The organism is Geodermatophilus sp. URMC 65, from assembly GCF_053502545.1.
In genome coordinates, this window is the sequence record NZ_CP199954.1 from 2,776,444 (window position 1) to 2,791,165 (window position 14,722).

The 14,722-nt window shown below is 75.0% G+C and carries 15 protein-coding genes; 10 read left to right on the top strand and 5 right to left on the bottom strand.

The window, feature by feature from the left end; all coding sequences use genetic code 11:
- The first annotated feature begins 12 nt into the window (after window positions 1–12).
- From ACWIX7_RS13460 to ACWIX7_RS13470, 3 genes are all read left to right on the top strand, one after another.
- On the top strand, window positions 13–2,397 hold the full coding sequence (locus ACWIX7_RS13460) for a chemotaxis protein CheW (RefSeq protein ID WP_448622037.1): 2,385 nt from the start codon (window positions 13–15) through the stop codon (window positions 2,395–2,397).
- Window positions 2,394–2,849 carry a chemotaxis protein CheW gene (locus ACWIX7_RS13465; RefSeq protein ID WP_448622038.1) on the top strand — a complete coding sequence of 152 codons (456 nt, stop codon included), beginning with the start codon at window positions 2,394–2,396 and terminating at the stop codon, window positions 2,847–2,849. Before ACWIX7_RS13460 ends, ACWIX7_RS13465 begins: the two co-directional genes overlap by 4 nt.
- A gap of 402 nt (window positions 2,850–3,251) precedes the next feature.
- Window positions 3,252–4,148 carry a hypothetical protein gene (locus tag ACWIX7_RS13470; protein ID WP_448622039.1) on the top strand — a complete coding sequence of 299 codons (897 nt, stop codon included), beginning with the start codon at window positions 3,252–3,254 and terminating at the stop codon, window positions 4,146–4,148.
- Window positions 4,149–4,335: 187 nt separating this feature from the next.
- On the opposite strand, the gene ACWIX7_RS13475 is transcribed toward ACWIX7_RS13470, so the two are convergent.
- Complete coding sequence (locus ACWIX7_RS13475) at window positions 4,336–5,520, bottom strand: glucose-1-phosphate adenylyltransferase family protein (protein ID WP_448622040.1); 1,185 nt, start codon at window positions 5,518–5,520, stop codon at window positions 4,336–4,338.
- A gap of 358 nt (window positions 5,521–5,878) precedes the next feature.
- Here ACWIX7_RS13475 and ACWIX7_RS13480 point away from each other — a divergent pair, with 358 nt between their 5' ends.
- Genes ACWIX7_RS13480 through ACWIX7_RS13505 form a run of 6 tightly spaced genes read left to right on the top strand, consistent with a single transcriptional unit; the run spans window position 5,879 to window position 9,604 of the window.
- Window positions 5,879–7,000 (top strand): protein-glutamate methylesterase/protein-glutamine glutaminase, encoded by a 1,122-nt coding sequence (locus tag ACWIX7_RS13480; protein WP_448622041.1) that lies wholly within the window; start codon window positions 5,879–5,881, stop codon window positions 6,998–7,000.
- Complete coding sequence (locus ACWIX7_RS13485; protein ID WP_448622042.1) at window positions 6,997–7,821, top strand: CheR family methyltransferase; 825 nt, start codon at window positions 6,997–6,999, stop codon at window positions 7,819–7,821. The genes ACWIX7_RS13480 and ACWIX7_RS13485 overlap by 4 nt, the downstream gene beginning before the upstream one ends.
- A gap of 1 nt (window position 7,822) precedes the next feature.
- A complete protein-coding gene (locus tag ACWIX7_RS13490; RefSeq protein ID WP_091223508.1) occupies window positions 7,823–8,206 on the top strand; it encodes a response regulator in 384 nt (127 codons plus the stop codon).
- A complete protein-coding gene (locus ACWIX7_RS13495; RefSeq protein WP_448622043.1) occupies window positions 8,203–8,748 on the top strand; it encodes a chemotaxis protein CheX in 546 nt (181 codons plus the stop codon). Before ACWIX7_RS13490 ends, ACWIX7_RS13495 begins: the two co-directional genes overlap by 4 nt.
- Window positions 8,745–9,107 (top strand): response regulator, encoded by a 363-nt coding sequence (locus ACWIX7_RS13500; RefSeq protein ID WP_091223512.1) that lies wholly within the window; start codon window positions 8,745–8,747, stop codon window positions 9,105–9,107. Before ACWIX7_RS13495 ends, ACWIX7_RS13500 begins: the two co-directional genes overlap by 4 nt.
- A complete protein-coding gene (locus ACWIX7_RS13505) occupies window positions 9,104–9,604 on the top strand; it encodes a hypothetical protein (RefSeq protein ID WP_448622044.1) in 501 nt (166 codons plus the stop codon). Before ACWIX7_RS13500 ends, ACWIX7_RS13505 begins: the two co-directional genes overlap by 4 nt.
- A 118-nt stretch (window positions 9,605–9,722) precedes the next feature.
- Here ACWIX7_RS13505 and ACWIX7_RS13510 read toward each other — a convergent pair whose 3' ends face one another.
- The 3 genes from ACWIX7_RS13510 to ACWIX7_RS13520 form a co-directional block, all read right to left on the bottom strand.
- The gene (locus ACWIX7_RS13510; protein WP_448622045.1) at window positions 9,723–10,181 is read right to left on the bottom strand and encodes an ATP-binding protein; all 459 of its coding nucleotides are present in this window, start codon (window positions 10,179–10,181) and stop codon (window positions 9,723–9,725) included.
- Between the two features lie 120 nt (window positions 10,182–10,301).
- Entirely contained in the window at window positions 10,302–11,996 is a 1,695-nt protein-coding gene (locus ACWIX7_RS13515; RefSeq protein ID WP_448622046.1) for a SpoIIE family protein phosphatase, read from the bottom strand.
- 156 nt (window positions 11,997–12,152) lie between these two features.
- Window positions 12,153–13,079, bottom strand: coding sequence for an alpha/beta fold hydrolase (locus tag ACWIX7_RS13520; RefSeq protein WP_448622047.1), 927 nt, complete (start codon window positions 13,077–13,079; stop codon window positions 12,153–12,155).
- A 380-nt stretch (window positions 13,080–13,459) separates the two neighbouring features.
- Here ACWIX7_RS13520 and ACWIX7_RS13525 point away from each other — a divergent pair, with 380 nt between their 5' ends.
- Window positions 13,460–14,023, top strand: a complete 564-nt coding sequence (locus ACWIX7_RS13525) for an alpha/beta fold hydrolase (protein WP_448622152.1) — start codon at window positions 13,460–13,462, stop codon at window positions 14,021–14,023.
- Here the strand turns inward: ACWIX7_RS13525 and ACWIX7_RS13530 are convergent.
- Window positions 14,010–14,711: a hypothetical protein gene (locus ACWIX7_RS13530; RefSeq protein WP_448622048.1), complete on the bottom strand. Its 702-nt coding sequence runs from the start codon at window positions 14,709–14,711 to the stop codon at window positions 14,010–14,012. The genes ACWIX7_RS13525 and ACWIX7_RS13530 overlap by 14 nt on opposite strands.
- Window positions 14,712–14,722 lie beyond the last annotated feature (11 nt).

Sequence of the window (14,722 nt, forward strand, 5' to 3'; positions counted from 1 at the left end):
GAGAAGAGCAACGTGGACGGTCTGGACGACATCGTCGAGGAGTTCCTGGTCGAGTCGCACGAGAACCTCGACCAGCTGGACACCGACCTGGTCGCCCTCGAGCAGGAGCCCGACTCGCGCGAGCGCCTCTCGAGCATCTTCCGCACGATCCACACCATCAAGGGGACCAGCGGCTTCCTGGCGTTCCACCGCCTGGAGGAGGTCACCCACGTCGGCGAGAACATGCTGTCCCGGCTGAGGGACGGCGCCCTGGAGCTGACCCCGCAGCGGACCAGCGTGCTGCTGCGGATGGTCGACACCGTCCGCTCCCTGCTCGCCTCCATCGAGGCATCCGGCGGGGAGGGCTCGGTCGACGTCTCAGCCGTCGTCGCGGAGATCAGCGCGGCCATGGAGGACACCCCCACCGCTGCCGCGCCGACCCCGGCTCCGGCCGCCGAGCCGGTCCCCGCCGTCGCCGAGCCGGCCGAGGCCGTCGTCGAGGTCGTGGAGGTCGTCGAGGTCCCCACGGCGGAGGCGCCGGTCGAGCCCGCGCCCGTGGCCGAGGCGCCCGCTCCCGTCGCCGGGGTCCAGGCGGTCCCTGCCGTCCCGGCCCCCCGCCCGGCGCCGGCCGCCGAGGTCGCCCCCGAGCCCGAGGCCGTCGCCGACGGCGGCGGCAGCGGTCAGGCTCGTCGCGGGGTCGCCGACAGCACCATCCGGGTGGACGTCGACCTGCTCGACGAGCTCATGCTGCTGGTGGGTGAGCTGGTGCTCACCCGCAACCAGATCGTCCAGTACGTCGGGCGCTCCAACGACACCGACCTGGTGCGCGCCTCGCAGCGGCTCAACCTCATCGCCAGCGAGCTGCAGGAGGGCGTCATGAAGACGCGCATGCAGCCGATCGACCACATCTGGTCCAAGCTGCCGCGCGTCGTCCGGGACCTGGGTCTGCAGCTGCAGAAGTCGATCCGGCTGGAGATGGAGGGCCGCGACACCGAGCTGGACAAGACGCTGCTCGAGGCGGTCAAGGACCCGCTGACCCACCTGGTCCGCAACTCCGTCGACCACGGCGTCGAGGACGCCGAGACCCGGGTCCGGGTCGGCAAGCCGGTCGAGGGTGTGCTCACCCTGCGCGCCAAGCACGAGAGCGGCCAGGTCGTGGTCGAGGTCGCCGACGACGGCGCCGGCATCGACCCGGCCCGGGTGGGCGCCAAGGCCGTCGAGCGCGGGCTGATCACGCAGGAGGCCCTCGGCCGGATGAACCCGCAGGACGTCCTGCAGCTCATCTTCCTGCCCGGCTTCTCCACGGCCGCGAGGGTCACCAACGTCTCCGGCCGCGGCGTCGGCATGGACGTCGTCAAGACCAACATCGAGTCCATCGGCGGCACCATCGAGGTCGAGTCGGTTCCAGGCAAGGGCACCTGCACCCGGCTGCGCATCCCGCTGACCCTGGCGATCGTCCCGGCGCTGACCGTCGAGTGCGCCGGCGACCGCTACGCCATCCCGCAGATCAGCCTGCAGGAGCTCGTCTCGCTCGACGCCGAGAAGGCCGCCAACGCGGTCGAGGAGGTCGGCGGCGCCCCGGTGTACCGGCTGCGCGGCGAGCTGCTGCCGCTGGTCCGCCTCACCGACGTCCTCGGGCTGACCTCCGACCGGCACGACGGGCACGTGGTCATCGCGGTCCTGCGGTCGGAGGGCCGGCGCTTCGGCCTGGTCGTCGACCGGGTCATCAACACCGAGGAGATCGTCGTCAAGGCCGTCGGCGGCCAGCTCAAGGCGATCGGTCTCTACTCCGGCGCGACCGTCCTGGGCGACGGCACCGTGGCGCTCATCCTCGACGTGCAGGCCCTGGCCCGCCGGGCGCTGCGCACCGAGACCAGCGAGCGCGGCCAGGAGGCGGCGCGTGAAGCCGCCGCGGGCGCCGCCGCGAGCGACACGGAGCGGCAGCGGATGCTGCTGGCGGCCATCGGCGGGGGCCGCCGGGTCGCCATCCCGCTGGACACCGTCACCCGCCTCGAGCAGGTGCGCACCGAGTCGGTCGAGAAGGTCGGCAACCGGGAGGTCGTGCAGTACCGCGGCGCGATCCTGCCGATCGTCCGGCTCGACCGGCACCTGGGCGCCTACGGCGAGAGCGACCGCGAGGTCCTCGAGGTGATCGTCTACAGCGACCACGGCCGCAGCGTGGCCATCGTGGTCGAGGAGATCCTCGACATCGTCGACGGCGAGGCCGCGGTCCGCAGCGACATCGACGACATGGGCCTGCTCGGCTCCGCCGTCCTCGGCGACAAGGTCACCGAGCTGCTCGACGTGCGCGCCGCGATCCTCGCCGCCGACCCGGCTTTCTACTCGACCCTCCCCGCCGCCCTCCCTCCCCTGACGCCGGACGGCGTCCCTGCGTCCCTCCTGGAGGCCTCCCTGTGACCACCGCCCAGGCCGCTGCCCAGACCGCTGCCATCGGCGGCCAGCTGGCCACCTTCTGGCTCGACGGCGACCTCTACGGCGTCGAGGTGGCACACGTGCAGGAGGTGCTCAAGAGCCAGGGGCTGACCCGCGTGCCGCTGGCGCCCGCCGCCGTGGCCGGGCTGATCAACCTGCGCGGCCAGGTGGTGACCGCGATCGAGCTGCGCGAGCGGCTCGGCCGGCCGCCGCGGCCCGAGGGCACCGATGCCGTCGTCATCGTCGTCCGGCTGCACGGCGAGGCGGTCAGCCTGCTGGTCGACGCCATCGCCGACGTCGTGGACGTCGACCCGGCCGACTTCGAGGCGCCGCCGGACACCCTCGACGGCGCCGGCCGCGAGCTGATCCGCGGGGCGTTCAAGCTGGACGGCCACCTGCTGCTGGCGCTGGACGTGCACAAGGCCGTCAGCGCCTGAAGGAGGACCACCCTTCCCCCACCCCTCGTAGAAGGAACCCCATCCTCCTCACCGCTCGCAAGCTCGCGGCGAGCCCCTGGACGGGGCCGGCGGGCCCCTGAAGGGTGGCCGTTCCAGTACCTCACCACTCGGGCGCGGCCGGTCTTCCCCGGCGGCCACGCTCCTCCCCCCGACCCCCGGTCGGGCGGCCCCTCTCTCCGGAGGGCCGCCGGGCCGGGGGTCGCGGCGTTCTCGGGCCGTGCCCATTACGCAGAGTCACCGGCCGGGGACGGTGCAGCACGGCACACGACACCCCACCCGTCGGGGGTCGGGCGAACGGGTGACGCTCACGTGGCGCGGTGTCGCCGTCACGGTCAGTCTGGGTCGACCTCACCTCGGGGGACGTCGACTGGGAGGCCTGCCGTGCCCTACTCGCTGGTCAGTGCCGCCACGCTCGGCTTCGACCTGGTCCGCCTGCCGGCCGGCCGCGCCGTCGCGGACGCCCTGCTCGCCGGGCTCGCCGCCGACGTCCCGGCGCTGGAGCAGCTGGCCGCGGTCCACCCGGCCGCGGGCCGCGATCGCGAGCAGCGGGCCGTCCTCGCCGTCCGGTCGCGCAAGGCCCGGGAGCTCGCCGCCGCCGTTCCGCACCTGCGCACCGCCGCCGACGCCCTCCCCGGCGCCGACCGGGCCGCGGCGCTGGTCGCCCAGCTCGAGCGCAGCACCATCGGGGACGCCGCCGCCGTCGAGCGCGTGCTCCGCGAGGACGTCCTCGGCCCCGAGCACCCCGCCGCAGCGCTCGCCGACGAGCAGGTCCGGGAGGCCGCCGCCGACGTCCTCGCCGACGCCGCTGTGGGGGCCTGGGCCGCCGCCGTGCTGCCGCCGCTGGTCCGCCGCCAGCTCACCGGCCCGTTCCTGCTCGCCACCTCGACCGGCGTGCCGACCACCCCCGACCTCGACCTCGGCCCCGCCACCGGCGAGCTGTCCGAGCTGCTGACCGGCCTGCGCTCGCTGGACGCCGCCGGCCGCGCCCGCTGGATGGCCGCCGTCGACGCCTCCCGCGCCGAGCGCCGGCCGTGGGCGGCCGCGATGCACGAGGCCTCGTGGGCGGCGCACGTCTCCGGCCGCACCCGCACGCTCGCCACCGCGCAGCTGCTCGCCGTCCGGGCGTTCCTCGACGCCGGCTTCGACGCCGCGGCCGCCGCCGCGGGTGCCTGGAACGCCGTCGCCGGGTGCGTGCAGGGCGTCGTCATGGCCGACCTGCTGGGCAGCGACGCCCTCGCGGTGCTGTCCTCCCCGCGGCCGGGCGCCGTCCCTCGCTGAGCTGAGCCCACCCCGCACCCGATCGCGGGAGCTTCCCGCCCCCTCCCCTCGCCGCCACCCGAGTTGATCATGGGGTTGTCGCAGGGGACACGCGTGGACACGCCGCTGGCGGCTGCAGGAACCCCATGATCACGCCGGACGGCGGGGGAGCGGACGCTGGACGCCGGAAGCCGGACGAGGCGGTGGGTCAGGACTCCGCGTCGGGGTCGGGGAGGCGGGCGCCGGCGGGGAGCTCGCTGCCGGCCTGCACCTCGGCCCGCCGGCCGACCAGGGTGACCTCGCCGTCCCCACCGACCGTGGCGCGCTCGCCGACCACGACACCGTCGTCGAGCACCGTGCGGGTCACCGTGGCGCCGGCCCGCACGCGCGCACCCGGCAGGAGCACCGAGTCGACGACGGTCGCCCCGGCCTCCACGACCACGCCGGGGGAGAGCACCGAGCCGTGGACGTTCCCGAGCACGCGGGTGCCGCCGGAGATGAGGCTGTTGTCCACCGCCGAGTCCAGCAGCACCCTCGCCGCGCTGTGCCGGCCGCCGCGGGTGTGCAGCGGCCAGCGCGGGTCGTCGAGGTCCAGCGGTGGCTCGGCGGACAGGAACTCCTGGTGGGCCGCCCAGTAGGCCTCCACGGTCCCCACGTCGCGCCAGTAGCCCTCGAACGGGTGCGCGCGGGCCAGGCCGTCGCGGGTCTGCCCCGGCAGGAGGTGGGTCCCCAGGTCCTCCAGGCCCTCCTCGCCGTGCTCGGCGGCCAGCGCCTCCAGCCGGTCCAGCGTCGGGGTGGGGGAGAAGACGAAGACCTCGTTGGTGGCGGTGGTGGTGCGCGGCTGCTCGGGCTTGTAGGCGTAGTCGGCCACCTCCCCACCGCTGCCGACCTCGACGATGCCGTAGCGCGAGGCGTCGTCCTTCGCGACCTCGGTGGTGACCATGGTGACCTCCGCGCCGGAGCCCAGGTGCCCGTCGACGACCTCGCGGTAGTCCAGCTTGTAGACCGCGTCGGCACTGACCACGACGAGCGCGTCGGGGTCGAAGTCACGGACCAGCGGGGCGTAGCGCCACAGCGAGTTCGCCGTCCCGGAGACCCAGCCGGCGCGGTCGGTGCCCTGGTACGGCGGCAGCACGAGCAGCCCGCCGTCGGTGCGGTCGAGGTCCCACGGCCGGCCGTTGGCCAGGTGCTGCGACAGCGACGTGGGGTGGAACTGCACGGACACCCAGACGTCGGCCAGGTGCGAGTGCTGGCAGTTGCTCAGCGGGAAGTCGATCAGCCGGTAGACGCCCCCGAAGGGGACGGCGGGCTTGGCGCGCTGCTCGGTGAGCAGTTCCAGCCGCCCGCCGGCGCCACCGGCCAGGACGAGGACGAGGACCCGGGGGAGTGCCATGGCCCCCGGCTACCCGAGGAGACGACGTTCACCCTCACGAGCACTCTCTACAACTTTCTAGCACGGACGCCAGAAAATCTTAGACGGTGCTCGACACGCTGACCGCTCGCTCCTCCGGGGACATGTCGACGGAGAACGGGAATGGCCGGTGATCGTTTTCCCGGCCGTTCCGAGGACGTGGTGCGGAATTCCCGATATCGGCTCAAGTGCGGGGGAGGGGCGGCCGACAACACCCCTGACAGGCGCCTCCGGGACCCCGGGCGGACGCCGGCCGCACCCGTCCCCGACCGCCGGGCGGTGCCGACCCACAGCGCCAGCTCGCCCCTGGCAGGCCCCCGCACGGGGAGACGGAGGACGCATGGACCCGATCCGGGTGTTGGTCGTCGACGACTCGGTGGTCGTCCGCAAGATCGTCACCGACGTGCTCTCGGAGGACCCGGCGATCGAGGTCATCGGCACCGCCGTCAACGGCCGCATCGCCGTCGGCAAGCTCGAGCAGCTCAAGCCCGACCTGGTCACGATGGACATCGAGATGCCGCAGATGAACGGCATCGAGGCGGTCCGCGCCATCCGCGCCCTGCGCAGCCGCGTGCCGATCATCATGTTCAGCACGCTCACCGAGCGGGGCGCGTCGGCCACCCTCGACGCCCTCTCCGCCGGCGCCAACGACTACGTCACCAAGCCGGCCAACGTCGGCAGCGTCGCGCAGTCCATGGAGAGCGTGCGCCAGCAGCTGATCCCCAAGATCAAGGCGCTCACGGGGCGCCCGGTCACCGCCGGTCCGGTCCGTGCCGCCGCACCCGCCCCGGCCGCGGTCCGCCCGCCGGCCCCGCGCGTCGGTGCGGTCAAGCAGCCCGCCGTCCTGGTCATCGGCTCCTCCACGGGCGGCCCGGAGGCGCTGGCGAAGGTGCTGCCGGCCCTGCCGGCGTCCCTGCCGGTCCCGGTGCTGGTCGTGCAGCACATGCCCCCGGTGTTCACCCGCCAGTTCGCCCAGCGGCTGGACCGCCTCTGCCCGCTCACCGTGGTCGAGGCCGTCGACGGCACCCCGCTGGCGCCCGGCACGGTGCACCTGGCCCCGGGCGACCACCACCTGACCATCCGCAGGACCGGCCGCGGCCTGTTCACCGCGCTGGACCAGTCGCCGCCGGAGAACTTCTGCCGTCCCGCCGTCGACCCGCTGTTCCGCTCCGCGGTCGAGATCTTCGACGGCGCCGTCCTCGGCGTCGTGCTCACCGGCATGGGCTCGGACGGGCGCATCGGCGCCGGCCGCATCCGCGAGGCCGGGGGCGCGGTCGTCGTCCAGGACCAGGCGACCTCCGTCGTCTGGGGCATGCCCGGCGCCGTCGCCACGGCCGGCTTCGCCGACGAGGTGCTGCCCCTCGACCGGGTCGCCGAGGCGGTCACCCGGCGGATCACCGGGCCGCGGGTCCCCGCCACCCGCCCGGCCACCGCACCCACGTTCGCCGGAGGACCACGATGAGCCTCACCGCGACCAGCTTCGACTGGGTCCGCCAGCTGGTGCACCGGGAGAGCGCGATCGTGCTCGCCCCGGGCAAGGAGTACCTGGTCGAGGCGCGGCTGCTGCCGATCGCCCGGTCCATGGGGCTGCCCGACGTCGGCCAGCTGGTCGACTCGGTCCGCACCCGGCCCAGCCCCGAGTCCACCCGCAAGATCGTGGAGGCGCTCACCACGAACGAGACCTCGTGGTTCCGGGACGGTGACCCGTTCACGGCCCTCACCTCGACGGTGCTGCCCTCGCTGCTGTCGGCCCGCGGGCCGGCCGAGCGGCTGCAGATCTGGTCGGCGGCCTGCTCCAGCGGGCAGGAGCCGTACACGATCGCCATGCTGCTCGAGGACGCGCTGCCCAACGCCTCGACCCGCGTCGCCATCACCGCGACCGACCTCTCCCGCGAGATGGTCGAGCGCACCCGGGCCGGCAGGTTCAGCCAGCTGGAGGTCAACCGGGGGCTGCCCGCGCCGATGCTGGTGCGGCACTTCACCCGGGCGGGCAACGAGTGGCAGGTCTCCCCGTCGCTGCGCCGCATGGTGACGGCGAGCGAGTGCAACCTGGCCGCTCCGCTGCCCCGCATGGGCCCGTTCGACGTGGTCTACCTGCGCAACGTCCTCATCTACTTCGACCTGCCCACCAAGCAGGCGATCCTCCGCCGGGTGCGCGCGCTCATGCGCCCGGACGGATGGCTCTTCCTCGGCGCCGCGGAGACCACCCTCGGCGTCGACGACTCCTGGGAGCGGGTCGTCATCGGCCGCAGCTCTGCCTACCGCCCGCTGAAGGGGAACTGACGTGCGTGCACTGGTGATCGACGACTCCCGCGCCATGCGGCGCATCGTGAGCGCGGCACTGGAGGGTTTCGGCTACGAGACCCGCCAGGCCGGCCACGGGCAGGAGGCCCTCGACGTGCTGCAGGAGGGCTACGTGCCCGACCTGTGCACGATCGACTGGAACATGCCGGTGATGGACGGGCTGCAGTTCGTCTCCGCCGTCCGGGCCAACCCGGCGTGGCGCGCCCTCACGCTCATGATGGTGACCTCGGAGAGCGAGCAGGGTCAGATCGTCCGGGCGCTCGCCGCGGGTGCGCACGAGTACGTGATCAAGCCGTTCACCGCCGACGCGCTCCGCGACAAGCTCGCGCTGCTCGGCATGCTCCCCGAGGAGGCCGTTCTGTGACGCTCGCACCCGGTGCGGTCACACACCCCACCCAGCCACGCCTGACCATCCCCGAGTTGATCGACGAGGCCACCGTCGAGGCGATCGCCGGTGAGGCCTGGGTCGCCCTCGTCGGGGAGGACGAGGTGCTCGTCCCGCTGCCCGGCGACCTGCCCGCCGAGACGGTCTCGGCGTGGGTGGACGTCGTCGGCCCGTGGACCGGCAGCGTCGTCCTCACCACCGGCCGGCAGACCGCGGCCGATCTGACCCGGGCGCTGCTCGGCCAGGCCGCGCCCGAGCTGCTCGACCACGAGGACGTCGCCGACGCGTTCGGCGAGATCGCCAACGTGGTCGGCGGCAACGTCAAGGCCGCTCTCCCCGGCCCCTCCACCCTGGGCCTGCCCCAGGTCGGCGAGGCCCCCGGCGTCCGCAACCCCGAGGACGTCTGCCGGCTCGAGGTCCTGTGGCGCGGCCAGCCCCTGGTCGTGTCCGTGCAGGGCGCACTGCCGGCCCTGTCCACCCCGCACCAGAACCCCCCGCACCCGAACGGAGCGTCACTGTGAAGATCCTCGTCGCCGACGACAGCCGCGTGATGCGGCAGATCGTCATCCGCACCCTGCGCCAGGCCGGGTACGACGACCACGACATCGTCGAGGCCGAGGACGGCCGCGACGCCTACGACAAGGTGCAGGCCGAGAACCCCGACCTGGTGCTGTCGGACTGGAACATGCCGAACATGACCGGGCTGGAGTGCCTGCAGGCGCTGCGCTCGGCCGGCTCCGGCGTCCCGTTCGGCTTCGTCACCTCCGAGGGCTCGCAGGAGATGCGGGACAAGGCCAGCGCCGCGGGCGCGCTGTTCCTCATCGCCAAGCCGTTCAACGAGGAGACCTTCCGCGAGAACCTGGACGGGGTGATCGCATGAGCGCCCCGCTGACCGTCGTCCTGCCGGACGCCAAGGCCGTCAAGGACATGCTCAGCGGCCTGGTCGGCAAGCCCGTCGGCGTGCTGCCGGGCGCGCCGGTGACCCCGACGCCGAAGTCGCCGGTGTCGGTGGCCGTGTACGTGGACCCGTCGATGAACGTGAACGCGCTGTGCGTCATGGACCTCGGCGCGTCCGCCTACACCGGCGCCGCCCTCGCGCTGCTGCCCCCCGGCGGCGCGCAGGACGCCGTCGAGGAGGACGGCGAGCTGACCACGATGCTCACCGAGGCGCTGCACGAGGTCGTCAACGTGCTCTCGGCGCTGTTCAACGTGCCGGGTGCGCCGCACTCGAAGCTCTACAAGCTCTACGCCCCCGGCGACGACCTGCCCGGCGACATCGCCGGCTCGCTGGCCGCCTTCAACCGGCTCGACCTCGCCATCGACGTCCCCGGTTACGGCAAGGGCGGGCTCTCCCTGGTCATCCCCTCGGGGGCCTGACCGAGCAGACGCCCCGGGACGGCGCCGGAGACCGCTCTCCCGCCGTCCCGGGCGCTCCACGACGACGGCCCCGAGGCACTGCGCCTCGGGGCCGTCGTCGCGTGTTGCACGTGGAACGTCAATTGAGCGCCGGCTCGCGGTCGTCGGTGCTCGTGGGCAGACAGGCCCAGACGTGCTTGCAGCCCTCGTCGACGTACCAGCCGTGGGCCACCGACAGCCGGGCCACCAGGTAGAGCCCCAGGCCGCCCTGGGCGGGATCGCGGTCGACGGCCGGGCGGGGCATGGTGTCGGGGTCGCGGTCGCTGACGTCGAGCAGCCAGCCGCCGCTACCGGCGACCACCGTGGCGACCACGGGGGACAAGCCGTGCCGCAGCGCGTTGGACGCCAGCTCGTCGAAGGCCAGGATCAGCCGCTCGGCCGCGGTGTCGTCGTCGTCCCGCGGGTAGCCGACGCCGTCCAGCCGCGCCCGCAGCACGGCACGGGCCGCCGGGAGCTCGGCGACGGCCTGCAGGTCCCACCGCCACACCTCGCCCCGGCCGTCCGGGAGCGGGCGCAACGGCCATGCGAGTCGACCCACTGCCCTCTCCCCGTCCGTCGCTGTCTCCGACACGCACGTGGGTTCCCAGGCGGCTGGACGCTCAACCGTGTCACCGGCGTTTCCGACCCCACGGAGCGAGGTGCCTGTCGTCCGTGCCGCTCAGCGCGGTGGGTGCACGCAGATCGCCACCAGCGCGACGTCGTCCCCCGGCGTGTCGGGCAGCATCCGCGCCAGCAGGTCGTCGGCCAGCTGCTCCAGCGGCCGGTCCGCCAGCGCGGCCAGGTGCCGGCGCAACCGGCCCACCCCGGTGTCGACGTCGCAGTCCCGGCGCTCCACCAGCCCGTCGGTGTAGAGCAGCACGACCGCGCCCGGACGCAGCGGCACGGTGGACTCCCGCCGCACCGTCGTCGGGTCCACCCCCAGCAGCAGGTCGCCCAGCCCGTCGGCGAGCACGGTCACCGTGCCGTCGGGGTCGGCGACCAGCGGCGGCGGGTGACCGGCGCTGGCCCAGCGCAGCCGGGTCCCGCCGTCCTCGAGTCGGGCGATCGCGGCGGTGGCCAGCGTGCCGGTGTGCATCGCGGCCATCGCGGCGTCCAGGCCGCGCAGCACCTCCGCCGGCCCGGCGCCGCTGTAGTGGGCGATGCCCCGCAGCAGCCCGCGCAGCTGCCCCATCTCGGCCGCCGCGGCGGTGTCGTGCCCCGTGACGTCCCCGATGACCACGACCGGGTCGCCGTCGGTGTGCAGGAAGGCGTCGTACCAGTCCCCGCCGACGCGGGCGGCCTCCGCCGCGGGGACGTAGCGGGCCACCACCTGCGCACCGGCGATGGTCGGCAGGTCGGTGAGCAGGCTGCGCTGCAGGCCCTCGGCGAGCTTGGCCTGCTCGCTCTGCCGGTGCACCCGGTCGACGGCGCGGCCGGCCTGTGCCGCGACCTCGCGCGCGGCGGCCAGGTCGTCGTCGTCCAGCGTGCGCCCGGGGTCGAGGTACAGGGTGAGGACGCCGACCGCGCGGCCGTCGGCGGTCAGCGGCAGGACGACGGCGGTGTCCGGGCCCAGCTCCAGGAGCAGGTCGCGGGCCGGGCCCGGCGGCATGAGCTCGAGGACGGCGGCCACCGGCTGCTGCGCCTCGGTGCCCGACCGCAGCGCGCGGGCGACGGGGGAGGCCGCCGGCAGGGTGTCCAGGCGCACCTCGGCGTAGCGGTCCAGCAGCGGGCGGCGAGCCGGGTCGACGTGCCAGGAGCCGACGTCGCGGGCTCGGCCCTCCCGGTCGACGACGGTGACCACGCAGCCGTCGGTGAGCGCGGGGACGACCAGCCGTGCCAGGCTGCCCAGCGCCGACTCGCTGTCCAGCGCGCCGGACAGCTCCCCGGTCACCGCCGCCAGCAGCGCCGTGCGGGCACCGGCCCGCTCCGCGGCCCGCCGGGCCGCCTCGGCGGCGCGCCGGGCCGCCTCGGCCTCGTCCTGCGCCTGCCGGCGCGCGGTGACGTCGACGAAGACGAAGGCGGCGCCGTCCGGCACCGGCCAGGCGTGCAGCGCCGACCAGCCCGGGCCGCCCCGGGGGTCGGGGACCTCGAGGGAGACCGGCCCGCCCGAGGCCACGGCCTCGTGGCAGGCCCGGGTCACGGCAGCGGCCGTGCCGGCGCACAGCACCTCGGTGACCGGCCGCCCGACGACGTCGGAGGCCGGGCGGTCGAGCAGCCGCTCGCCCTCGGCGTTGAGCAGCGCGATCCGCCCGGCGGGGTCGAGACAGCCCAGCGCGGCGGGCAGGGTGGCCAGCACCCCGGTGGCCAGGGCGGCGCTCCGGTCGAGCGGCTCCGGCCGTCCCCGCGGTCGCGGCTGTGGTCCTGGGGTTCCCACGAGGACCACCTCTCTCGGCGGGCCGACCCCCGCCCCGACCTCGGAGCGCGCCTCCCCGCCGCCCTGCTGGCCGGGAGGGTGCCCGGATCGTGGCAGCGAGCGGGCGCGCTGCCAAGGCGCACCGGCGTGGCGCGCTCGCCGTCCCCCCGGGTGTCCTCAGTCCCGCGCGGCGGCCGCGCGGACGGCGGCGGCGACCGCCTCGACCCCCTGCGACGCCCAGAGGATCGAGTAGTGGTTGGTGTCGGGCACCTCGCGGGCGGTGATCCCGCTGGGCTCCAGGCCCAGCTCGGCCAGCCGCCGCTCGTCGTAGAGGCCCGGGGGCTGGTCGAGCAGCCCGCGGGTCGCCCACAGCAGGGTGGCGGGCACGGGCAGGTCGGTGGTCGCCTCGAGCACTCGCTCGTTGAGCAGCACGTCGCCGCCGTCCACCCGCACCGCCTCGAGGACGCACGCGCTGCGCAGCGCCGGCGGCTCGCCCACCAGGTCGCGCGCCAGGTACGCCGCCACCGAGGGGACGTCGACCCACGGGCCGACGGCGGGGTGCTGCGCCCAGAAGGCCCGCACCGCGGCCAGGTCGGGGAAGGTCATCGACAGGCGGTCCAGGGACGGGCCGAGGAGGGCGGCGAGGATCGCGTCGAGGTCGGCGCCCGGCGGGGTCGGGTACGACAGGCCGCCGTCGACCAGCACCAGGCCGTGCACGCGGTCGCGGGCCACCCCCGCGGCCGCCAGCGCCGCGACGTACGCCCCCATCGAGTGCCCGACGAGCACGGCGGTGTCGGCTCCCCTGTCGCCGTCCGCGCCCAGGGAGTCCAGGACGGCGGCGACGTCGGCCGCGTGCCGCTCCAGCCCGTACGGCCCGGGCAGCCCGGCCGACGCGGCCCGGCCGCGCAGGTCCGGCGCGACCACCTCGAACTCGCCGGCCAGCGCGCCGGCCACCCGCGCCCAGGCCATGGCGTTGGCGGTGATGCCGTGCACGAGGACGGCGATGGGCGCACCGGGGGAGTCGGCGCGCCAGTGCAGCGCCGCGAGCTCACCGCCCTCCACCGGGACGCTGATCAGCTCGGGGTCTGGGGCGGGGGCGCTCACGGTCCCCAGCCTGCCCGGACCGCGCCGCGGTCGCAGCCGGACCCCACCCGGTCCCTGACCGGCAGGCCGGTCCCGCACGGTCCGGGACGTCACGCGGGCGGACGGTCGGTCCGGGCGTGCTCAGGCGGTGAGCGCCCCTGCACTCACCGCTTGAGCACCGAGCCGGAGGGCAGGACGACCCTGTACCTGCCCGGCAGCCGGCCGCACCGTGGTCGTGCGCGAGGGACGGCTCCGAGGGACCCCGTGTCCTGGACGACGCCGACCCTGCGCCACCACACCGTGCCCCTCCCCGGCGGCCTGCGGCTGCACGTCATCGAGCAGGGCGACCCCGGTGGTCCGCCCGTCGTCCTGGTGCACGGCTGGCCGGACTCCTGGTTCCCCTGGAGCCGCTCCTCGCCTCCCTGGACCCGCGGCTGCGCGCCGTCGCCTACAGCCAGCGCGGGTTCGGCGACTCCGACCACCCCGCCGGCGACTACGCCCTGGACCGGTTCGCCGACGACCTGCAGGGCCTCTGCGACGCGCTCGGCCTGCGACGGGCGCACCTGGTCGGCCACTCCTCCGGCAGCTTCGTCGTCCGCCGGGTGGCCGAGCAGCACCCCGACCGGGTCGACCGGCTGGTGCTCATCGGCTCGGCCGACCGGATGGGCGAGGTCCTCGTCGAGGAGGTGCGGGCGGCCATCGCCGACCTGCCCGAGCAGGTCCCCGACGACTTCGCGCGGGAGTTCGCCGCCAGCACCGTGCACCGCGAGGTGGCACCGGACTTCTTCGACGCGCTCGTCGCCGAGAGCCGCACGGCCCCCGGGTCGGTCCACCGCGACTCCTGGGAGGGGCTGGTCCGCGTCGACGACCGCGACCGGCTCCGCGCCGTCACCGCGCCCACGCTCCACTGGGAGCGCCCGGAGGACGTCGCGGCCGACCTGGACGCCTTCCTCACACCCCGCTGACCGTTCCGCCCGGGGGGCCGTGGTCAGCGGGCGGGCCGGCCGCCGCGCCGGTCACCCGGTCCGGGTAGGTGGCGGTGAACCGCACCATCGCGCAGATGACCACCACCGGCACCACCCAGTCGAGCACGAGCTCGAGGAGGTGGGTACCGGGGGTACCGGTCGCGTCGACTCCCAGGGCGGTGGTCAGGACCGACGCCGCTCCCATGGCGGTGATGGCCACCGCCCCGGCCGCGCTGAGCACCCGGTTGATCCTCCTGAACGTGGGGGAGTCCCAGTACTCGCGTGGCGTCGTCCGGCGGGCGTACTCGGCGGTGAACGGCAGCAGCGGCACGATCAGCAGGAGGTAGAGCCCCAGCACCACGCCGACCAGCGGCCTGCCCCACTCGAACAGCCACCGGTCGACGCCGGTGCCGCCGACGAACCCGGTGACGGCGATGACGGCGAAGAGGACCAGCGAGCCCAGGTCGAGGATCTGGGGGCCGTGCCGGCGGCGGTCCCGCAGGACCGCGACCGCCGCCATCGCGGTCGCGAGGAGCGCGCTCCACGCGACCGCGTCCGCGGCGAGCCGCTGCGAGACGACGGAGAAGACGATCCACGGCAGGAAGCCGGTGACCAGGGCCAGCGGGGTCAGCCCGGGCGGCGTCGACCGACCGGGACGAGCCGGTGCCGGGGCTGGGGTCGCGGTCATGGGAGGTTCCC